Consider the following 20,780-nt stretch of genomic DNA (forward strand, 5'->3'; position numbering starts at 1 on the left):
TTTATTTTAAAACCTCTGTTTTATAGAAATTAGTATATGCCTCTTCCGCTTCTTGGAGCGAAACGTAAGGCAGAACAGGTTTGGAAAGTTTTTCTATGTATTCCTTTAAATCCCTCTCCAACTCATCCGAGGCTAAAATAACCGCATCGGAATGATCTACGGCAACCTTTAACAAATTATTATAGTCGGGCTGTACCAGCACAGAGATTTCTTCTTTATCAATACCATCAAAGGCAATTTTGTTGATCATTTCCATGTCAAGGTTACCTTCAAAACCTTTGCCATAAACTGAGGTCACAATCCTGCTATCAGCAAACAAGGGTTCATCCGCATAATACTTTCTTAGGTAAAGGGGCAACAAAGAGGCCATCCAACCGTGTACGTGGATAATGTCTGGCGACCAGTTCAATTTCTTCACGGTCTCCACCACTCCTTTGGCAAAGAAAATGGCGCGTTCGTCATTATCAGGGAAAAGATTTCCTTCGGAATCCCTAAAAGTGGATTTGCGCTTAAAATATTCATCGTTGTCGATAAAGTAGACCTGGATCCTTTCCCTAGGAATGGAAGCCACTTTAATGATCAACGGCATATCCATGTCATTGATCACCAAGTTCATCCCCGATAAACGTATTACCTCATGTAATTGATGCCTTCTTTCATTGATATTACCGTACCTTGGCATGAAAATCCGTATTTGCCCCCCACTACTGTTCACCATTCGAGGTGCCTCGTACGACATTAAGGAAACTGGATTCTCTGGGAGGTATGGGACTAATTCAGAAGATACAAACAATACCTTTTTACCATTCATAAACACTTTCTTTTGTTTATCTGAAAAACGTAGCCGCAAAAGTACAAAAATTATGCTGATTACCAGTATTTATAGTATTTTTGCCCGCCTTTAAAGCTTGAAATGCATTTATTTGACCGTAAAATGGAGCTAGTTTCCTATCTGGAAGGGGAACGAAAAAAAAACCGGACCTTAGGCCTTGTACCCACTATGGGGGCCTTGCACACGGGGCATCTCTCCTTGGTCAAAAAAGCGCTTTCGGAAAATGATCTGGTGGTGGTGAGCATTTTTGTGAACCCCACCCAATTTGATAAAAAAGATGATCTGGATAAATATCCCAGAAGTTTGGAAAGGGATATTGATCTGTTGAAAACCGTCTCCAAAAAAATCGTTGTCTTTGCCCCCACCGTGGATGAAATCTATGGCGATCAGGTGAAATCGGAATCCTATGAGTTTGATGGATTGGACAAGGTCATGGAGGGGGAATTCAGGGCCGGGCATTTTGATGGGGTCGGTACCATTGTAGAACTTTTGCTCCGTACCGTGGCCCCAAACAAGGCTTATTTTGGCGAAAAGGATTTTCAGCAACTGCAGATCATCAGGAAAATGGCCGAAATCAAAAAACTACCCTATACCATAATTGGTTGCCCCATAGAGCGGGAACCACACGGATTGGCCATGAGTTCCCGTAATGAAAGGCTGTCCAAAACGACTAGGGAACAGGCCGGGTTTATCCATGATACCTTGCAAACTGCCAAATCAAAGTTTGGCACGGAAAGTGCAACAACCATTGCGGATTGGGTAAAATCCGAGTTTAAAAAGAATCCTGTGTTCAACCTGGAGTATTTCGAGATAACCGATGAGGCCACCTTGACCCCCATGTTAAAAAAACAGGACAACCAAAAATACCGGGCGTTCATTGCCGTTTATGCAGATGGAGTTCGCTTAATTGATAATCTAAGATTGAATTGATAATTTTGCACCATGCAAGTAGAAGTTGTAAAATCTAAAATTCACAGGGTAAAGGTAACCGGCGCGGACCTTAATTATATTGGAAGCATTACCATTGACGAAGACCTGATGGATGCGGCCAACATTATTAGGGGCGAGAAGGTGCAGATCGTGAACAACAATAACGGTGAACGATTGGAAACCTATGCCATTCCCGGGCCAAGGGGCTCAGGGGAACTTACCCTGAACGGGGCCGCCGCCAGAAAAGTGGCCGTTGGCGACGTGTTGATCCTGATCACATATGCTTGGATGGACATTGAGGAGGCGAAAGTCTTTAATCCAGCATTGGTCTTCCCGAACGAAGCCACCAATTTATTGAACTAGTCTTGGGCCAATCCCTGAAAAAATTCCTGAAGATTTTTATCCCAATCGCTTTTGGGCTTTTTTTGGTATGGTATTCCTATAATTCAACCACTCCTGAAGAACGCAAGGAAATTTTACATTATATCTCCAATGCGAGTCCTTTTTGGGTAAGCATTTCTGTAATTATTGGGATTTTGAGCCATGTGTCCAGGGCCATCCGCTGGAACTATCTTCTGGAACCCATGGGTTATAAACCCAAGATCATCAATAACATATTCATTGTATTGATTTCATACTTTGCCAATTTGGGTATTCCCAGATCAGGTGAATTTTTAAGGGCCACAGCTTTGACCACCTATGAGGGTGTTCCTTTCGAAAAGGGTTTTGGCACCATCGTTACGGAACGGGTCATTGACCTGTTGATGTTATTGATGGTCATTCTGGTTACCTTAATATTACAAACGGATATCATCCTTTCCTTTTTGGAAGAAAAAGGGGTAAACTTGATAGGTGCCGCGGGCATTTTGATTGTTGGCATTGTTGGATTATTTATGGGAACATACATTATCCGAAGGTCTAAATCACCTTTTGCCAACAAGTTAAAATCTTTCTTGAACGGCTTGCTGGACGGTGTACTCAGCGTTTTCAAAATGAAGAAAAAATGGCCCTTCATTTTTCATACCCTCTTCATTTGGGCCGCCTATTTTGGTATGTTTTGGGTCATCAAATATACCGTAACCGAAACCATCCCACTTTCCTTAAGCGAACTCTTGGTCGGGTTCGTTTTTGGAGCCTTCGCCATGTCTACCACCAATGGGGGTATCGGCCTGTATCCCATTGCGGTAAGTGCGGCATTGGGTATTTATGGAATCTCTTCCGTTTCGGGCGATGCATTCGGTTGGATCATGTGGATCGCACAGACCTTGATGGTGGTCATCTTTGGCACAATATCCTTCATAGTATTGCCGTTATTGAATAGAAATCGGTAGACCCCGACCACCTAAATCTTAACCAATGAAAAAACGGCTGTTAGTTGTTTTAATGGGCTTGTTGGGCCTGAACCTTGGTGCCCAAGTCAAAAAGGAGATTTTCGAATCCTTCAAACTACAGGAAAGAAGGAATGTTTCCTATTATTTTCCCGAAGATTATTCCGAAGACAAAATATACCCCCTTTTGGTGGTCTTGGATGCCGAATACCTGTTCGACCTCGTAGTTGCCAACGCCAAATTCCAAAGTAAATTGGACCGCATGCCTGAGGCCATCATTGTGGGCGTGGGGCAAGCAGAAAATGACATTCGACTAGAGGACTGTGCTTTTGACGAACAAACGGGACTCCCTTCCGACAAAGGAAAAATGTTCTATGAATTTTTGGGAACGGAACTTGTTCCCTACCTGGCAACAACCTACAAAGTAGCTCCCTTTAAAATGTTGTTCGGATATGATATCACGGCCAATTTTGGGAATTATTTTTTGTTTAAGGACAAGTCCTTCTTCAATTCCTACGTAAGCATTTCCCCCGTTTTGGCACCAGAAATGGAAAATAGGGTTCCGGAGCGATTATCCGCTTTGGATCAGGTTATTTTTTATAATGTGATTGTGGAAAAAGAACCTTCTGACGATAGACAACGAATCCTGCAAATGAACCATAGCATCAATTCTATCACCAAAGAATCGTTGCATTATTTCTTTGATGAATATGATCATACAGACCACGAGTCTATTGCAGCATATGGGATTAGCAAAGCTTTTGATAATGTTTTCAAAATCTTCAGACCTATCAGCCCCAAAGAATACAAGACAGATATCCTAACGTCCAGTGAACCTGCTTTTAAATATTTGGAGGACCGATATACCATGATCGAAAATCTCTTCGGTTTTGCAAAACCTGTGGAATTGAATGACATTATGGCCATCTATGCCGCTTGCAGAAAAAAAGAGGATTACGAATCCTTAAAACCGTTGGCGGAACTTTGCAAGAAACAATATCCGGATACCATGATGGGTTTTTATTTTGAAGCCGAATATTACGAATTTATCGGAGAGCCCAAGAAAGCTTTCAAGACCTTTGAAAAAGCCTTCCAAATGCAAGAAATCGATTTCTTGACCAAGGATATGGCCCTTGAAAAAATTGATGCCCTTAAAGCAGATTTTGGGTATTGATCATTAGAATCTTGGATAATTAGATAGTTAGAAAAATTAATCCAAAAAGCCAGTTGTCCAAAATTCCTATAGTCAAATCATCCATCTAAATCCATATCTTTAGGCCTTCACCAAATTTGAGGAATGGCCAAGACCAAAACAGCTTTTTTTTGCCAAAACTGTGGCACCCAATATGCCAAATGGGTGGGCCAGTGTTCTTCGTGCAGGGAATGGAACACCATTGTGGAAGAAGTGGTCCAAAAAGAAGAAAAAAGGAGTTGGAAGACCGATACTTCCTCTGTAAAACAGGCCAGTAAACCCCTTCGTGTTTCCGAGATCACCCAAGAAAAAGAACTTCGCTTGGATACGTTGGACCAAGAGTTCAACAGGGTTTTGGGCGGTGGATTGGTCCCTGGTTCCTTGACATTGTTAGGAGGAGAGCCAGGAATCGGAAAAAGCACCTTGTTGCTTCAGATTGCCTTAAAACTCCCATATAAAACCCTTTATGTTTCGGGTGAGGAAAGCCAACGGCAGATCAAGATGCGTGCCGACCGCATTCAACCTAACAGTGAAAATTGCTACATCCTTACCGAAACCAAGACCCAGAACATCTTTCAACAGATTGCGGCCTTGGAGCCCGATCTCGTGGTCATCGACTCCATACAAACCTTGCATACCGATTATATTGAATCCGCTGCAGGCAGCATTTCGCAAATCCGTGAATGTGCCGCCGAACTCATCAAATTCGCCAAGGAAAGTCACACCCCGGTGATTCTGGTGGGACACATCACCAAAGACGGCACCATTGCCGGACCAAAGATTTTGGAACATATGGTGGATACGGTGCTGCAATTTGAAGGTGACCGTAACTACGTCTACAGAATTCTTCGTTCGCTTAAAAACCGTTTCGGTTCCACCGCAGAGCTGGGCATTTATGAAATGCAAGGAAGTGGACTACGGGAAGTGAACAACCCCTCCGAAGTATTGATTTCCAAAAATGAGGAAGATTTAAGTGGAACCGCCATTGCGGCAACTGTGGAAGGCATGCGTCCCTTATTGATAGAAATCCAGGCGTTGGTAAGTACTGCGGTGTATGGAACTCCGCAACGTTCCGCTACGGGGTTCAACGCCAAACGCTTGAACATGCTTTTGGCCGTTCTGGAAAAGCGGGCGGGATTTAAATTGGCAGCAAAGGATGTCTTTTTGAACATCACCGGGGGCATATCGGTGGACGATCCCGCCATTGACCTTGCCGTTATGGCCGCTATATTGTCCAGCAATGCCGACATCCCCATCGAAAAGGGCATCTGCTTTGCCGCGGAAGTGGGCCTTGCTGGGGAAATCCGTCCGGTACAGCGCGTGGACCAACGCATTCTGGAGGCAGAAAAACTAGGCTTCTCCACCATTTTTGTTTCCAAAAACAATAAAATCGGCTTAAAGAACATGGGGATACAAGTCCGAAAAGTTTCCAAAATTGAGGATGTGGTTAGCCATCTGTTCGGTTGATCCTTCATTTTAAAAGGTTTATTTCTATATTTAAGAAACCTTCCAATGCACATGAAACGAATTCCGCTTTTCCTGTTGGTTGCCTTATTGGCATCCTGTTCAGATGAAAAAACCGCATCCTCCAACAAAGACTATTTTACCACCTGGGAGCATTATTTGGGCGATCCGGAGCGTACCCATTACTCCAATCTCGATCAAATCGATACGGCCAATGTTACCAACCTAAAATTGGCCTGGAGCTATAAAAGTGGGGGGCTTCAAGAAGGAAGGACTACCCAGATACAGACCAGCCCATTGGTTGTCGACGGGGTTCTTTATGGCGTAAATGCCGCTATTGAACTCTTCGCTATTGATGCCACTAATGGTAAGGAAATCTGGAAATTCAAACCTGTTTCCAAAGATGAATCAGGATTGGGTGTGAACCGAGGTCTAAATTATTGGAAATCCAATGGGGAAGAACCCAGCCGTATCTTTTTTACTTCGGGACCACAGCTTTTTGCCATTGACATTGCAACAGGCCAACCCATTACTTCCTTTGGAAATAATGGAAGTATCGATCTAAGAGAGGGGCTAGGTCGAGATCCTAAAAAGCAGTCCGTGGTGTCCAATACCCCTGGGGCCATTTTTGAAAACATATTGATCCAGGGCACCCGTGTTGGGGAAGGACCTGGTGCCTCCCCAGGTCATATTCGCGCTTATGATGTACTGACCGGGAAAATTGTCTGGACCTTCCATACCATTCCACAACCTGGCGAGTTTGGTTACGACACCTGGCCTACCGATGCTTACAAAACTGTCGGTGGTGCCAACAGTTGGCCCGGTATGGCCATGGACCTTGAGCGTGGAATCGTTTACATCCCTACGGGATCGGCCGCTTTTGATTGGTATGGAGGAGATCGGGAAGGTGTCGATCTTTTTGCCAATTCCCTTTTGGCGTTGAATGCCAAAACCGGGGAACGCATTTGGCATTTTCAGCTGGTGCACCACGATATTTGGGACCGCGACCCTCCTGCTCCACCCAATTTATTGGAAATCAAAAGAGATGGGAAAATCATTCCTGCCGTGGCGCAAGTGACCAAAAGTGGACACGTTTTTGTATTCAACCGGGAAATGGGCGAGCCCTTGTTTCCCATTGAGGAAAAAGCCTATCCCAGTTCCAAACTGATAGGCGAAAAAACCTATGCCACACAACCCCTTCCTTTAAAACCGGAACCCTTTGCACGTCAAGTTTTGACCGAGAACGACCTATATGCCCCAAACGAAAAAGCTTTTGTGGATGATTTGGTGAAGGGCAACAAAAGTGATGATGCCCCAACTGTTTTGGAAAAATTCAAATCCATCACATCCAACGGGCAATTTATACCGATGGATACCACAGGCGTAATCCTCTTTCCCGGTGCCGATGGAGGTGCCGAATGGGGAGGCGCGGCTGTGGACCCGCGGGACGGGATCATGTATGTGAACGGTAATGAAATGGCCTGGATCATTAAAATGAAAGCCGTTGGAGGGGGTAACGATTCAAGCATGGGGCAATCCTTGGCACAGATCCATTGCACCCGTTGCCATGGCGGCGAGTTGGAAGGTCTTGCGGGTATCCCAGAGCTTCAAAATGTGAAATTGCGGTTGCAGCCCGATTCCATCAAGACCATCATACAAAAAGGAAGGGGCGCCATGCCCGGAATGCCCAATCTTTCTGAAGATGAAGTTGATGCATTGACAGAATTTCTGACGGGTATGGAAGGGGCCAAGGACCATCGGGTGGAAAAAATCAAAATAGATGTGCCGTATTCCGTGGCTAGTTTTGCACGGTTCAAGGATGACAGGGGTTATCCCGTGGTAAAACCGCCATGGGGCACCTTGAATGCTATTGACCTGAACACTGGGGAATATGTTTGGAAAATCCCTTTGGGACATGAGGAAAGCCTAAACGACCCCAATGTCCCTGTATCTGGACTTGAAAATTACGGTGGCCCCGTGATCACCAAAGGTGGGGTACTGTTCATTGCTGCTACCAAAGATGAAAAAATCCGGGCCTTTAACATGAAGACTGGAGAAAAAATGTGGGAAGATCAATTGCCTGCTGGTGGTTATGCCACTCCCATCACCTACCAAGTGGATGGCAAACAGTACATCGTAATCTCCTGTGGTGGAGGCAAAATGGGAACGGCCTCAGGGGATGAATACCGTGCCTACGCTTTGGAATAAGCTTATGGAGCCGGGTTTGGAATGGCATTATGGATGGCTTCAATACCTTCCAAAACTTCATCCGAAAGGTCTACATCGATACTTTCAATGTTTTCCTTGAGCTGCTCCATAGTGGTAGCCCCGATGATATTGCTCGTTAAAAAAGGTCGGGTGTTCACAAAAGCCAAGGCCATCTGTGCCATGCTCAATCCGTGTTCCTTGGCCAATTGGGCATATTGCCCGGTAGCTTGGGTAGCAGTTTCACTGCTGTACCTGCTATAATTGGGAAAAAGGGTTATCCTTGCCTTTCTGGGTGGGATTTCCGTGAGATATTTTCCACTGAGCACTCCAAACGCCATCGGTGAATACGCCAACAACCCTATTTTTTCCCGCAAGGAAATTTCGGAAAGTCCCACCTCGAACAAACGGTTCAATAAGCTATAAGGATTTTGGATCGTCAACATTCTTGGGAGCGACTGGTGTACTTTGCTTTCTTCCAAATAGCGCATGGTTCCCCAAGGGGTTTCGTTGGAAATCCCCACATGCCTGATCTTTCCTTCGGCAATCAGATCGCGAAGGGTTTCCAAAACTTGGTGGATGTTATCTTCCCAAACATCAATGGCATGGGCATTGTACCCTCGCTGTCCAAAAAAGTTGGTGTTCCTCTCGGGCCAGTGTAATTGGTATAGATCAATATAATCCGTTTGAAGACGTTGCAAGCTTCCGTCCACAGCTCCTACGATGGATTCCTTGCTAAATCCGGTACTTCGGATGTGTTTTCCCCCATGTCCCGGTCCGGCAATCTTAGAGGCCAAGACCACTTTATCCCTGTTTCCTGTCTTTTTGAACCAGTTCCCAATGAATTCTTCCGTTACGGCGTACAATTCTTTTTTGGGTGGTATGGGATATAATTCTGCGGTATCGAAAAAATTCACTCCTTGATCCAAGGCATAATCCATTTGTTCATGGGCCTCGTCCTCGGTGTTTTGTCGCCCCCAGGTCATGGTACCCAAGCAAATTTTGCTGATCCTGATATCGGTATGCGGAATTCGGGTGTATTTCATCGTTCTTAAGTTTAGGACGGTTAAAGTTAAATAATCCTACAGTTTCCAGTTTATGCGAAGGTTATCTTTCCACCTCCAACAATATAGGGCAATGGTCACTATGCTTGGCTTCAGAAAGAATCACGGAGCGTTTCAATCTATCTTTTAATGGTTCGGCCACCATACCATAATCCAAACGCCAACCTTTGTTATTGGCCCGAGCATTGGCGCGGTAGGTCCACCAAGTATATTGGTGTGGATTTTTGTTGAAGTGACGGAAACTGTCAATAAACCCACTTTTGATGAAGTTACTGATCCATTCCCTTTCCACGGGCAAAAAGCCGGATACTTTTTTGTTCCGGACTGGATCATGGATGTCTATGGCCTCGTGGCAAATATTGTAATCCCCACAAACGATCAAGTTGGGTCTCTCTTTCCGAAGGTCATTGGCGTAATCCTGAAAATCTGCCATGTACATCAGTTTGTGGTCCAATCGGTCCAGATTGGTGCCTGAGGGCAGGTACATGCTCATCACGGAAAGGTCTCCATAATCGGCACGGATGTTTCTTCCCTCAAAATCCATATAGCCTATACCTGTGCCATATTCCACATGATCGGGCTCTTCTTTACAAAGTAAAGCCACGCCACTATAACCCTTTTTTTGCGCGCTGTACCAATAATGGTAAGGGTATCCCGCCTCTTCCAAAGCCGAAGTGTCCACCTGCTCTTTCATCGCCTTGGTTTCCTGCAGGCAGACCACATCTGGATCTACGGCTTTTAACCAATCCACAAATCCCTTGTTGAATGCCGCCCGGATTCCGTTTACGTTATAGGAAACAATCTTCATCTTTAAAATTTCGTCTAAAATAGCCATTGTGGATGGGTCTCGAAAATTGAATTTTTCAATGGGCCCATTAACTTAAAGAATGCTGGATGATATTGGGTTTTGGTTTACTTTTATGGACAAATCTTCTCTGGTATGACAGCACTTCTCTTGATCGACATTCAAAGTGGTTTACAGGAAACGGTTTATTATGGCACGGAGCGGAGCAATCCACAAGCGGAAGAGAACTGTCACAAAATCCTGGAAGTGTTTCGCAATAAAGACCTTCCCGTTTTTCATGTGATGCACAATTCTACCAATCCTGCATCTCCGCTATATCCAGGTAAAAAGGGAAATGCCTTCCATCCTTTGGTGCAACCTATAGACGAGGAACCTATTTTCCAAAAAACGGTGAACAGTGCCTTTATCGGAACCAATCTTGAAATAGCTATGATTTCAAGGAACATTACCCATTTGGTCATTGTTGGACTTACCATCGAGCATTGTATATCCACATCGGTGCGTATGGCTGCCAATTTAGGGTTTCATGTCACCTTGATTTCCGATGCCACCGCCGCTTTCGACAAAATTGGATATGATGGGATAAGATATAGCGCTGAAGTGATCCATCAAACGGAACTGGCCAATCTTAAGGATGAATTTGCCCAAATACAGGATACTGTAACTTTCTTGACGGAACTTGACAATTAGTTCCTATTTTTATAAGGCATATAAATCAATCAACCGATGGTACGTTTCATTTTGGTCTGTCTGACCTTTGCCCTCATGCCCGTTACAAAGCTTTTTTCGCAAACCGAACCCTTAAAAATTGGGGTCGCTGGTCTAACACATTCCCACGTACATTGGATTTTGGGTAGGGAAGACCTAGGTGATGTCAAAATAGTGGGCATCGCTGAACCCAATCGTGAATTGGCCCAACGCTATGCCGACCAGCATGGTTTTTCAATGGATTTGGTCTATGATAGTCTCGAAGAAATGATCACGGCCACCCAGCCCGAGGCAGTGACAGCCTTCGGCTCCATATACGAACATTTACAAGTGGTGGAGACCTGTGCTCCCAAAGGTATTCATGTAATGGTGGAAAAGCCCTTGGCCGTTAGTGTGGATCATGCCAAAAAAATGAAGGCTCTTGCAGTAAAGCACCGTATTCATCTATTGACCAATTATGAAACCACTTGGTACCCGACCAACCATGAAGCCAAACAACTGTTGGATAATGGCAAGATCGGTGAACTTCGAAAAGTGATCGTACGTGATGGGCATAGAGGTCCTGTCAAAATTGGGGTCAACAAAGAATTCTTGGACTGGTTGCAAGATCCGGTGCTCAATGGCGGAGGGGCCATAACTGATTTCGGTTGCTATGGAGCCAATTTGATGACCTGGTTGAAAAAGGGCCAAAAGCCCATTTCGGTGACGGCCGTTACCCAACAACTTCAATCCGAAAACAATCCAAAAGTGGATGACGATGCCACCATTGTGCTCACCTATGACGATTCTATGGCCATTTTGGAGCCTTCATGGAACTGGCCCATCGGTAGAAAGGACATGGAAATTTACGGGCTTACCGGTGCCATTTTTGCCGATAACCGAAATACGCTTCGGGTTCGCATGGCGGAAGGTTACGATGGTTTTCACGAAGAAAAGATGGTTTTGGACGAACGATCTAATCCCTATAATGATCCCTTTTCATTGCTGGCTGCCGTTGTTAAGGGAAAAATCTCGTTGGACCCCAGCGATCTTACCGCTTTAGAAAACAATATGACGGTTGTTGAAATATTGGAAGCAGCCAAAGAAAGTGCCCAAAAAGGAAAGACCATAACCTTAAAAAAATAATTGCCCTTGTTCCCAAGTTCTTTTAGCAGAGCAAAAACTTATTTTGTATTTTTTCTTGTTTTAGCTTCTGGTACCTTGTTTGCCCAAAATGCCCAAAAAGATTCCATAACCCAATTGGATGAAATTATATTAATGGACGATGCCGTACCTAAAAAAGCCACGGGCATAACGGCTTCCTCCACCATTGGCACCCAAACTTTTGAACGGTTCAATCCTATCGATTTTCCGTCTGCCATCAATCAAATTTCCGGGGTTTATATGCTCTCCGGGGCTTTGAACACCAACCGGATTACCATTCGTGGTGTTGGGGCCAGAACCCCCTACGGCACGGATAAACTCCGCTTGTATTTCAATGGGGTTCCAGTGACCAACGGTACTGGATTTTCCGCCATTGAAGCGTATGATTTTGAAAATCTGGGGTCCATAGAGGTCATCAAAGGTCCCAAAGGAACGGCCTATGGCTCCAATTTAGGAGGAGCCATTTTATTACAGACCAAAACCCCTCAGATTGAAGAAACACGGTTGACCAACACCACAACATTTGGATCCTATGCTCTGCTAAAGGACAACCTTGCCTTTGTGCATTCCGAAGAAAAATTTGCCCTTACCTTTGCCTATAACCATTTAGAAACGGAGGGATATAGACAGAACAGTCAGTTCATACGTGATGGTTTATTATTGAACACTGATTTTAAAATCAGCCAAAAAAGCAGGCTTTCCTTTTTGACCAACTATATTGACTACACGGCCCATATTGCCAGTTCCATCAACCAGACCGACTTTGAGGAAAATCCCACCAGGGCGGCATCCAACTGGTTGGCCGCACAAGGGTATGAAGCCAACAAGTATGTTTTGACCGGGTTGTCCCATTCCTATCAATTTTCTGAAAAACTGAAAAATACCACTAGCCTATTTTACACTTATTTGGACCATTACGAACCCAGACCATTCGATATATTGGATGAGTTTACCAACGGATTTGGTTTCCGAAGTGTTTTTGAAGGACATCTGGCCAAGGCCCCATATGTAGTGGGAGGTGAACTGTACAAGGACGAGTACCATTGGGGAACTTTTGAAAACCTTTATGCGGACAATAATGGCCAAGGAAGTCTGCAGGGCGATCGCTTGAGCAAGAATACCGAGTTTAGGAGACAGTTCAATCTTTTTGGGTCGATTACTTATCCATTTTCGGAAGCATTTTCGGCGCAATTGGGACTCAACCTCAACAAAACCCATTACACGTTTAATGACCTATTCAATGAAGGGAGTGCCAATACTTCTGCAGAAAGAAATTTTGATCCCGTTTTGATGCCCAGTTTCGGCCTTAGGTATTCGTTCAATTTGGGACAATTGTATGCCAATATCAGCCGTGGATTTTCCAACCCAAGTCTGGAAGAAACCTTAACCCCCGATGGGGTCATCAATCCCGACATTGCACAGGAAACTGGAACCAATTATGAATTGGGCAGCCAATGGCTTCTGTTTCAAAATCGATTCACTGCAAACGTTACCCTTTACCGGATGGACATCAAAAACCTTTTGGTGGCCCAACGCGTTGGGGAAGATCAATATATTGGCCGAAATGCTGGTCAAACCCGTCACCAAGGGTTGGAACTGGATGTGCGATACCGGGCCAAACTGTCCGGCAGGCTTACCGCATCACCTTATCTCAGCTACACGTTAAGCGACCATAGTTTTGTGGACTTTGTGGATGGCGACAATGACTATTCTGGCAACCCATTGACGGGCGTTCCCAAACATCGCTTGAGTTCTGGCCTGGACCTTCAACATACCAATGGGCTACAATGGAACCTGACCCACCAATATGTGGACAACATTCCCCTTACCGATGCCAATACGGCAAGTTCGGACTCCTATAATGTTTTCAATGCCAAACTGGGGTATCGCACACAATTGTCCAACCATATGACTCTGGGTTTGCACACGGGCATCAACAATATTTTTGACGAAAACTATGCGCAATCCGTCCTTATCAATGCGGTAGGTTTTGGAGGTGCTCAACCCCGCTACTTTTATCCTGGTAACGGACGTAATTTTTATGGTGGGGCACGCTTGTCCTATATATTTTGATGAGTTAAATTTTCTACATTTATACAATCACCTCAATATCAGTACGTATGAACGAAATTGATGCATACATTTCCAAGTTTCCAGAAGAGGCACAAGAAATCATGCAAAAGATTCGAATCATTGTTAAAGATGCCTCCCCGGATGCCGTGGAACAAATGGCTTATGGCATGCCGGGCTACAAAACCCATGGTAAACCTTTGGTTTATTTTGCAGGCTATAAGAACCATATCGGACTTTACGCCACCCCTTCGGGGCATGAAAAATTTGCCGAAGAATTGTCAAAGTACAAACAGGGAAAAGGTTCTGTTCAGTTTCCATTGGACCAGCCTATTCCTTTTGATCTCATCAAAAGAATTGTAGTTTTTAGGGTACAGGAAAATGCTTCCAAAGCCAAATAAGCATCAACCATTTAACTGAATCGGGCAATGTTTCAATAAATTTTTTTCTCTTCTTTCCTGTCCATTTCCAAAGGAAATGGACTTCCATCCACTGGTTTTTAATATTATCTTTGGAAGAAGCGCGATTTTGCATCGCCCAACCAACTTTATAACCAAAACCCAACTACTAACTCTTTTACAATGAAAAACCAACTTTTACTCGCTTCCGCATTTGTGCTGATCTCTTCCATTTCCATGGCGCAAAAGGACAAGAAAAAAATGATTGCCGACCTCGATGCCAAAAAAGATCATTATACCTCCATTGCCAAATTGCTTTGGGAAAATCCAGAGCTGGGTTATTTGGAAGAAAAAAGTTCGGCACTCTTGCAAGAAGAACTTAAAAAAGAAGGTTTTACCATTGAGGCCGGTGTTGCAGGAATCCCAACCGCATTTACGGCTACGTACGGCTCAGGAACTCCTGTTATTGGGGTATTGGGAGAATTTGATGCCCTGCCCGGAATGTCCCAGGATGCTGTACCCTTTAGAAAAGCAAGGGTAGTCGATGCTCCCGGACAAGCCTGCGGCCACCATTTGTTCGGTACCGGCTCCCTGGCCGCTGCCATCGCTGCCAAGGATTACTTAATAGCATCCGGGAAATCGGGCACCATCCGTTTTTATGGTACTCCCGCCGAAGAAGGGGGCTCTGGAAAAGTGTATATGGTCCGCGCCGGACTTTTCAATGATGTGGATGCCATTGTTTCTTGGCATGCCGGGGATAAGAACACGGCCAATCCCAGTACCAATCTCGCCACCATTTCAGGTAAGTTCAGATTTACGGGTAAATCCTCCCATGCCGCCATGGCCCCAGAACTGGGTCGCTCCGCATTGGATGGAGTGGAAGGCATGAACGATTTGGTGAACATGCTTCGTGAACATACCACCGAGCCAACCCGAATCCATTATGTAATCACCAAAGGTGGCGACGCCCCAAACATTGTTCCCAAAGAAGCCGAGGTGTATTACGTGGTTCGCCACTCCAACCGTCTTGAAGTGAAGGCCGTTTGGGACCGAGTGGTAAAAGCCGCTCAAGGTGCGGCCATCGGTACGGAAACCGAAATGACCTATGAAATCATCGGAGGTACTTATGAAAGATTGCCCAACGAAGCGTTGGAAACCTTGCTGCATGCCAATATGACCCTAGTGGGCGGGGTAGACTATACCCCGGAGGACATTGCTTTCGCCAAGGAAATCCAAAAAACATTGGGAACCCCAGGGCCTATTGAAAGTGCAGGACAGGTGCAACCTATGGAATTTACCCATGGTAAGGCATCCGCAGACACCGGCGATGTAAGCTGGAACACCCCCACAGGAGCCGTTACTGCTGCCACTTGGGTGCCCGGAACCCCTGCACATAGCTGGCAGGCCGTTGCCGCCGGTGGCACCGATATCGGTTACAAAGGGATGATGGTCGCCGCCAAAACCATGGCGCTCACCGCTATGGACCTTATCAAAAATCCAAAACTTTTGGAGCAGGTCAAAACCGAATTCAATGAGCGTAGAGGTGCCGATTTTAAATACGAAGCCCTATTGGGTGATAGGGAGCCTGCTTTGGATTACCGAAAAAATTAAACCTCATGAAAAGCCATTCCGTACTTCTTGTTGCCCTTTTTTGTTTGATGGGTTGCAAGCAACAACCCGAACCGGTTACCCCCATATTTGAACACGACATAACCAAAGGGCCAAAACCTTGGACCAATGAAGTCTTTGAGCCAACAGAGGAAGACTTCACCTTTGCTATCATCTCTGACCTCAATGGCGGGGAGCGCGAGGGAGTGTATGCCACGGCCGTTCAACAACTGAACCAGCTGGACCCCACCTTTGTGCTTAGTGTTGGGGACCTTATTGATGGTGGTACCGAAGTGGATTCCATATTGACCAAGGAATGGGACTCCTTTGATGAACGCACGGCCAAACTGAACATGCCCTTTTTCCATTTGGGAGGCAACCATGATTTGACCAACCCGAAAATGAGGGAGTTCTGGGAAAATCGTTTTGGTCCCCGTTATTATCATTTTGTGTATGATGATGTGCTTTTTCTGATGATGGATTCCGAAGATTACGAGGAAAAACGGATGATGGAAATCTATGAGGCCCGTGCCAAGGCACTAAAGATCATCTCGGGGGAAATTGAGGGAAAATATGAGGAATCAGAATACTACAGCATGCCCGAACGTAGTATTGGCGGCATGAGCAATGCCCAGTTGGGTTATTTTACCGAAGTTTTGAAAAAATATCCCGATGTAAAATGGACGTTCGTGCTGATGCACAAGCCTTTGTGGATGCGGGAAGACGAAAAGGGCCTTGGACCGTTGGAAGATGTGTTGGCAGACCGTGACTATACGGTTATCAATGGGCATTTCCATTCGTTTTCCAACCGTATTCGAAAAGGGCACAGTTACACCATGCTGGGTACTACGGGAGGAAGCCAAAATCCTCAAGACTCCATGGCTTTTGATCACGTGACCTTGGTGCGGATGGCCAAACAACCCGTAATCACCCACTTAAAAATGGCGGGCATCCTGAATGAACAGGGTACTGTCCCTTCGGGCCAATAAGGTTTTTCGTTATATTTAAAACCTAATCACACCAAACGAACTCAAATACTGATGAAAAACTCCCTTACCCTTTGTTTTGCTTTTCTGCTGGCCGGAATCCTTTCGGCGCAGACCGATGAAGAAAAAGCGGCTTCCACCGTAAACGTGAACACCATAAAAAGCCACATTTATTTTTTGGCGGACGATCTTTTGGAAGGTCGCGAAGCAGGAACACGGGGCAATAAGATTGCCGCCAGTTACTTGTCCAACGAACTGCGCAGAAATGGGGCCGTTCCCATTCCAGGAACCGATTCCTATTACCAAAAATTTAATTTGGTACAGACGGGTGCCCCAAACTTTTTGGAGCTGACCCTGAACGGTGTAGCCTATCCGTTGCTTGCCTCCTTTACCATGCCCACCACAGAGCAATCAGGGGAGGCGGTGTTTTTGGGCTATGGCACCGAAGCAGATTTCAATGGAAAAGATCTGAAAGGCAAAATGGTAGTGGTCCTTGGGGGGAGCGCTGCTGGACAAGATCCAGGTCAAATGTTCCGAAGCAGCAGGGAAAAGATAGAAAGAGCCAAAACCATGGATGCCAAGGGGCTGTTGGAATTGGTTCAGTTTGAGGAAGGTCTTTGGACCCGTATACAACATTATATGGGCAGTCGCACCGAAGTGAAAGATCCCAATGATACTTCTGAAAGTGTTGAAATTCCCCATGTTTGGGTGAACACAAAAACCAGCGACCCTGGTTTTGAAAAAGGTAAAAAGCTATCCTATAGTTTAAAATCGGATGGGCAGACCAAGACCACCTTGCATACCCAAAATGTGGTGGCCATCATGGAAGGGTCCGATCCACAACTCAAAAACGAATATGTGATCTACTCCGCCCATTATGATCATGTGGGCATTGGCCAACCGAATGCCGAAGGGGATTCCATTTACAACGGAGCCCGCGACAATGCCATTGGCGTAACCGCTGTGCTTTCCATGGCGGAAAATTTGAGCAAGTACCCTACCAAACGTTCTGCCTTGTTCATTTTGTTCACTGGAGAGGAAAAGGGCTTGTTAGGAAGCGAATACTATGCGGAGCATCCCATGATTCCCTTGGAGCAAGTATCGTACTGCTTCAATACCGATGGCGGTGGTTATAACGATACTTCTTTGGCTACTATTATTGGACTGGAACGCACTTCTGCCCAATCCTTGATTGAAAAAGGCGCCTCCACGTTTGGCCTAAAGGCCATTGGTGATCCCGCACCCGAACAGGGATTGTTTGACCGAAGTGACAACGTAAGTTTTGCCAAAAAAGGGATTCCCGCCCCTACCTATTCCACTGGGTTCAGCAGTTTTAACGACGAAATCTTTAAATACTACCATCAAGCCAGTGACGAAGCTGACTCCTTGGATTACGGGTATTTGCTCAAATTTTACCAAGGGTATGTCCTCTCCGGGCGATTGATTGCCAATACCCCTGACAAATTGTTTTGGAATGCAGGCGACAAATATGAAGAGGCTGGGAAGGCGTTGTATGGGATGAAATAATAGAAATTAAATCTAGGTTTATTTCAATATTAAGATTCCCCTTACAATTTCGGATTTCGTTTGTTATATTTGAATCACAATCAAATTGAAATACAAGTCAATGAAAAAATTGTTTGTTTTGGCCTTGCTGTCCATGGGGTTTGCGATCAGTTCCTTTGCCCAACAAGAAGATTCAAATGCTGCATATAAACCTACTGCATTTATACTTGATCTATTGGCCAAAAATGATAGCCTAAAATTGATCTATGACCAAACGAAACACCAATTGACCAACGAACAGCTTTCCAATATTTTTGCCAAAACCGAAAATAAGGAATACAACACCAAGCAAACCCAAGCTGCACTTCAATTGACAGCGGCTTTGGGAGATAGCTGGGTTTTCACAGACACCGTCAGTCCGGAAAATCGGTTGAACTTCAAAAGTATTGAAGAGTTCTTGAAGTTCAGGGATGGATTTCCAATTTCAAGTAAAGCCTCATTTAATGATGACTACACACTTAAAAGACAAGAAACCACCTTTAGGAATGGTGTGAAAGAAATTATTGAAAAGGATGCCAACGGCAACTATATAAAAACTACCATAACTGCGCAGGGAGTCAAAACCGTTGAAAAAATCAAGGACATTTCAAGCTACAATACCGCTACAGTGTCAGTGCAACGCAACAACAATTAGTTACAAACCAATAATCGTTTTATTCTTCTTAACACCGTCACCTCATCTTGCAATTCTTCTTACTCTAAAGTTCCCTGTTCTAAAAAATTCGTCACCCTGAATTCAGTTCAGGGTCACATCTTCATAACCAAAAGATGGGATGCTGAAACCAGTTCAGCATGACGTTTGCTTTACTATTAAACATCCTAATTGTTACTGAGGAAACAAATCAATTGCTACTATTACTTTTTAGGATTTTGTCACCCTGAATTTAGTTCAGGGTCCCATCCCCATAACCAAAAGATGAGATGCTGAAACAATCCCAATAGTTATCGGGACAGCATGACCTTTACACCTTTCATCCTTAACCCTTTTACCCCACAAACCCTTCACCCACAACCTTTTACCCAACCTATTTTGAAATTTCAATTAATATTTAGATATTTATCTAAATAACTAATCAAAATGAATTCGCTGTTCAAGGCCCTTAATGATGAAACCCGCAGGCAGATTGTGGAACTGCTCAAGGAAAAGGACATGAACGCAGGGGAGATTGCTGAACGTTTCAACATTTCAAAACCCAGTATTTCGCATCATCTGGACATTCTGCGCCAAGCGGACCTGGTCACCAGTGAAAAAAAAGGACAGTTTGTGGAATACTCCCTCAACACCACCATTTTGGAAGATCTATTCAATTGGATACTCACCTTAAAAAATAAACCATGAAGCTAAAAAAAGAACTCCCGTTGATCGGCATTGTATTGCTTCCTTTTCTGTATTTGGCTTACGTATGGGACCAGCTTCCCGAGCAGGTTCCACTGCATTACAACCTAAAAGGCGAAGTGGACCGCTATGGCGACAAATCGGAACTGATCATGATTCCTATTTTGTTACCGCTCTTGATCTATGTCATCTTTTTGGCCGTGCCCTACATCGACCCAAAAAAGCAGATCCAAAAAATGGGGAGCAAATACGACAACTTAAAACTGATTCTTACCGCATTCATGTCGGGCTTGGCATTGTTCATCATCTATTCCACCAAAAATGGCAGCATGGGCAACCCGAACATCATTTTCATGATCTGCGGTGTTCTGTTTGTGGTTTTGGGCAATTATTTCAAGACGATCAAGGCCAATTATTTTATTGGCATCCGCACGCCATGGACCTTGGAAAACGAATCTATCTGGAAAGAAACCCACAAACTAGGGGGCAAGGTATGGTTCGTTGGTGGACTTTTGATCATCATCTGTAGCCTTGTACTGGCAAATGATGTGAACTTTAAGGTGTTTATGGGTATCACCATCATCATTGCACTGATCCCAGTGGTGTATTCCTATTTATTATATCGAAAAGAACAAAAAGCAGCTTAAAAGCCACTTTATTGCCCTAATTTTAAGCTAGTAATCCCTAAAATGAGGGCCATGATCGTAAAGAACAGTTTTTTGATCTTTAAAAAAGATTTCAAACACCGCACATGGTTAGACTGGATACAGTCCCACATCATGTATGCACCTCCACCCTTTCGGTTCAAAGGTTCCGTAACTTTTGATGCCAACGGCATCAGTTTTGTAGGGTTCGATATTTTTCATGATACCGAAGTGCAGTTCAACATCCCCAAAAACGAGATTCAACAGTTGTACCACGGTTATGATGAAACCTTCAGTACTTTCCAAACACGGGGTTCCGGCACTACCTGGGCGCCCATACGGTTCACCTTTGCCCATGAAAACCCCTTGTACCTCATCTCCGAGTTCAATGGTATCTACTCTGCCAATGAAGAACTTTTTGAAGAGTTGAAAATGTGGCTGACCTAGAACCACGTTTCCCGCGTAATTCGTATCTTAGTTACCGCATCGTACCGAAACCTA

General features: G+C 44.7%; 20 protein-coding genes. 17 read left to right on the plus strand and 3 right to left on the minus strand.

The features are described from left to right. Position 1: 1 nt before the first annotated feature. Positions 2-811 (minus strand): glycogen/starch synthase, encoded by an 810-nt coding sequence (locus GTK07_RS00725; RefSeq protein WP_163631854.1) that lies wholly within the window; start codon positions 809-811, stop codon positions 2-4. A 102-nt stretch (positions 812-913) separates the two neighbouring features. Between GTK07_RS00725 and panC the strand changes: the two genes are divergently transcribed. The 6 genes from panC (at position 914) to GTK07_RS00755 (ending at position 7,954) form a co-directional block, all read left to right on the plus strand. Beyond that, positions 914-1,762 (plus strand): pantoate--beta-alanine ligase, encoded by an 849-nt coding sequence (panC, locus tag GTK07_RS00730; protein WP_163631857.1) that lies wholly within the window; start codon positions 914-916, stop codon positions 1,760-1,762. Positions 1,763-1,774: 12 nt separating this feature from the next. Beyond that, a complete protein-coding gene (gene panD / locus GTK07_RS00735; protein WP_119640500.1) occupies positions 1,775-2,125 on the plus strand; it encodes an aspartate 1-decarboxylase in 351 nt (116 codons plus the stop codon). A 2-nt stretch (positions 2,126-2,127) separates the two neighbouring features. After that, positions 2,128-3,093: a lysylphosphatidylglycerol synthase transmembrane domain-containing protein gene (locus GTK07_RS00740; protein WP_163631860.1), complete on the plus strand. Its 966-nt coding sequence runs from the start codon at positions 2,128-2,130 to the stop codon at positions 3,091-3,093. Between the two features lie 25 nt (positions 3,094-3,118). Continuing rightward, positions 3,119-4,264 (plus strand): alpha/beta hydrolase, encoded by a 1,146-nt coding sequence (locus GTK07_RS00745; RefSeq protein WP_163631863.1) that lies wholly within the window; start codon positions 3,119-3,121, stop codon positions 4,262-4,264. 123 nt (positions 4,265-4,387) lie between these two features. Beyond that, complete coding sequence (gene radA / locus GTK07_RS00750) at positions 4,388-5,749, plus strand: DNA repair protein RadA (RefSeq protein ID WP_163631866.1); 1,362 nt, start codon at positions 4,388-4,390, stop codon at positions 5,747-5,749. Positions 5,750-5,800: 51 nt separating this feature from the next. Continuing rightward, positions 5,801-7,954, plus strand: a complete 2,154-nt coding sequence (locus tag GTK07_RS00755) for an outer membrane protein assembly factor BamB family protein (RefSeq protein ID WP_163631869.1) — start codon at positions 5,801-5,803, stop codon at positions 7,952-7,954. Between the two features lie 2 nt (positions 7,955-7,956). On the opposite strand, the gene GTK07_RS00760 is transcribed toward GTK07_RS00755, so the two are convergent. Together GTK07_RS00760 and GTK07_RS00765 are read right to left on the minus strand one after the other, a co-directional pair. Then, the gene (locus GTK07_RS00760; protein ID WP_163631872.1) at positions 7,957-8,997 is read right to left on the minus strand and encodes an NADP(H)-dependent aldo-keto reductase; all 1,041 of its coding nucleotides are present in this window, start codon (positions 8,995-8,997) and stop codon (positions 7,957-7,959) included. Positions 8,998-9,058: 61 nt separating this feature from the next. Beyond that, positions 9,059-9,823 (minus strand): exodeoxyribonuclease III, encoded by a 765-nt coding sequence (locus tag GTK07_RS00765; protein ID WP_163631875.1) that lies wholly within the window; start codon positions 9,821-9,823, stop codon positions 9,059-9,061. Between the two features lie 132 nt (positions 9,824-9,955). Between GTK07_RS00765 and GTK07_RS00770 the strand changes: the two genes are divergently transcribed. The 11 genes from GTK07_RS00770 to GTK07_RS00820 all read left to right on the plus strand — a co-directional run bounded on the left by GTK07_RS00770 (position 9,956) and on the right by GTK07_RS00820 (position 20,726). Then, entirely contained in the window at positions 9,956-10,510 is a 555-nt protein-coding gene (locus GTK07_RS00770) for a cysteine hydrolase family protein (RefSeq protein WP_163631878.1), read from the plus strand. Between the two features lie 36 nt (positions 10,511-10,546). Beyond that, positions 10,547-11,653 carry a Gfo/Idh/MocA family protein gene (locus GTK07_RS00775; RefSeq protein WP_163631881.1) on the plus strand — a complete coding sequence of 369 codons (1,107 nt, stop codon included), beginning with the start codon at positions 10,547-10,549 and terminating at the stop codon, positions 11,651-11,653. 75 nt (positions 11,654-11,728) lie between these two features. Then, a complete protein-coding gene (locus GTK07_RS00780) occupies positions 11,729-13,744 on the plus strand; it encodes a TonB-dependent receptor family protein (RefSeq protein ID WP_235932400.1) in 2,016 nt (671 codons plus the stop codon). A 47-nt stretch (positions 13,745-13,791) separates the two neighbouring features. Next, entirely contained in the window at positions 13,792-14,142 is a 351-nt protein-coding gene (locus tag GTK07_RS00785) for an iron chaperone (RefSeq protein ID WP_163631884.1), read from the plus strand. Positions 14,143-14,322: 180 nt separating this feature from the next. Beyond that, positions 14,323-15,750 (plus strand): amidohydrolase, encoded by a 1,428-nt coding sequence (locus GTK07_RS00790; RefSeq protein WP_163631887.1) that lies wholly within the window; start codon positions 14,323-14,325, stop codon positions 15,748-15,750. Positions 15,751-15,755: 5 nt separating this feature from the next. Next, entirely contained in the window at positions 15,756-16,736 is a 981-nt protein-coding gene (locus GTK07_RS00795; RefSeq protein WP_163631890.1) for a metallophosphoesterase family protein, read from the plus strand. 51 nt (positions 16,737-16,787) lie between these two features. Beyond that, a complete protein-coding gene (locus tag GTK07_RS00800; protein ID WP_163631893.1) occupies positions 16,788-18,260 on the plus strand; it encodes a M28 family peptidase in 1,473 nt (490 codons plus the stop codon). A 100-nt stretch (positions 18,261-18,360) separates the two neighbouring features. Further along, positions 18,361-18,933 carry a hypothetical protein gene (locus GTK07_RS00805; protein WP_163631896.1) on the plus strand — a complete coding sequence of 191 codons (573 nt, stop codon included), beginning with the start codon at positions 18,361-18,363 and terminating at the stop codon, positions 18,931-18,933. Between the two features lie 444 nt (positions 18,934-19,377). Continuing rightward, positions 19,378-19,638, plus strand: coding sequence for an autorepressor SdpR family transcription factor (locus GTK07_RS00810; protein ID WP_163631899.1), 261 nt, complete (start codon positions 19,378-19,380; stop codon positions 19,636-19,638). After that, a complete protein-coding gene (locus tag GTK07_RS00815; RefSeq protein ID WP_163631902.1) occupies positions 19,635-20,282 on the plus strand; it encodes an SdpI family protein in 648 nt (215 codons plus the stop codon). The genes GTK07_RS00810 and GTK07_RS00815 overlap by 4 nt, the downstream gene beginning before the upstream one ends. 51 nt (positions 20,283-20,333) lie before the next feature. After that, positions 20,334-20,726, plus strand: a complete 393-nt coding sequence (locus GTK07_RS00820) for a hypothetical protein (protein WP_163631905.1) — start codon at positions 20,334-20,336, stop codon at positions 20,724-20,726. Positions 20,727-20,780: the final 54 nt, after the last annotated feature.

Origin of the sequence: Flagellimonas sediminis (genome assembly GCF_010500845.1) — a bacterium.
Lineage (GTDB): Bacteria > Bacteroidota > Bacteroidia > Flavobacteriales > Flavobacteriaceae > Flagellimonas > Flagellimonas sediminis.

Bases quoted from the DNA above. Each gene is read 5' to 3' on its own strand.
- GTK07_RS00725 (WP_163631854.1), bottom strand. From the start codon at position 811: ATGAATGGTAAAAAGGTATTGTTTGTATCTTCTGAATTAGTCCCATAC.
- panC (WP_163631857.1), top strand. From the start codon at position 914: ATGCATTTATTTGACCGTAAAATGGAGCTAGTTTCCTATCTGGAAGGG.
- panD (WP_119640500.1), top strand. From the start codon at position 1,775: ATGCAAGTAGAAGTTGTAAAATCTAAAATTCACAGGGTAAAGGTAACC.
- GTK07_RS00745 (WP_163631863.1), top strand. From the start codon at position 3,119: ATGAAAAAACGGCTGTTAGTTGTTTTAATGGGCTTGTTGGGCCTGAAC.
- radA (WP_163631866.1), top strand. From the start codon at position 4,388: ATGGCCAAGACCAAAACAGCTTTTTTTTGCCAAAACTGTGGCACCCAA.
- GTK07_RS00755 (WP_163631869.1), top strand. From the start codon at position 5,801: ATGAAACGAATTCCGCTTTTCCTGTTGGTTGCCTTATTGGCATCCTGT.
- GTK07_RS00760 (WP_163631872.1), bottom strand. From the start codon at position 8,997: ATGAAATACACCCGAATTCCGCATACCGATATCAGGATCAGCAAAATT.
- GTK07_RS00765 (WP_163631875.1), bottom strand. From the start codon at position 9,823: ATGAAGATTGTTTCCTATAACGTAAACGGAATCCGGGCGGCATTCAAC.
- GTK07_RS00770 (WP_163631878.1), top strand. From the start codon at position 9,956: ATGACAGCACTTCTCTTGATCGACATTCAAAGTGGTTTACAGGAAACG.
- GTK07_RS00775 (WP_163631881.1), top strand. From the start codon at position 10,547: ATGGTACGTTTCATTTTGGTCTGTCTGACCTTTGCCCTCATGCCCGTT.
- GTK07_RS00785 (WP_163631884.1), top strand. From the start codon at position 13,792: ATGAACGAAATTGATGCATACATTTCCAAGTTTCCAGAAGAGGCACAA.
- GTK07_RS00790 (WP_163631887.1), top strand. From the start codon at position 14,323: ATGAAAAACCAACTTTTACTCGCTTCCGCATTTGTGCTGATCTCTTCC.
- GTK07_RS00795 (WP_163631890.1), top strand. From the start codon at position 15,756: ATGAAAAGCCATTCCGTACTTCTTGTTGCCCTTTTTTGTTTGATGGGT.
- GTK07_RS00800 (WP_163631893.1), top strand. From the start codon at position 16,788: ATGAAAAACTCCCTTACCCTTTGTTTTGCTTTTCTGCTGGCCGGAATC.
- GTK07_RS00805 (WP_163631896.1), top strand. From the start codon at position 18,361: ATGAAAAAATTGTTTGTTTTGGCCTTGCTGTCCATGGGGTTTGCGATC.
- GTK07_RS00810 (WP_163631899.1), top strand. From the start codon at position 19,378: ATGAATTCGCTGTTCAAGGCCCTTAATGATGAAACCCGCAGGCAGATT.
- GTK07_RS00815 (WP_163631902.1), top strand. From the start codon at position 19,635: ATGAAGCTAAAAAAAGAACTCCCGTTGATCGGCATTGTATTGCTTCCT.
- GTK07_RS00820 (WP_163631905.1), top strand. From the start codon at position 20,334: ATGATCGTAAAGAACAGTTTTTTGATCTTTAAAAAAGATTTCAAACAC.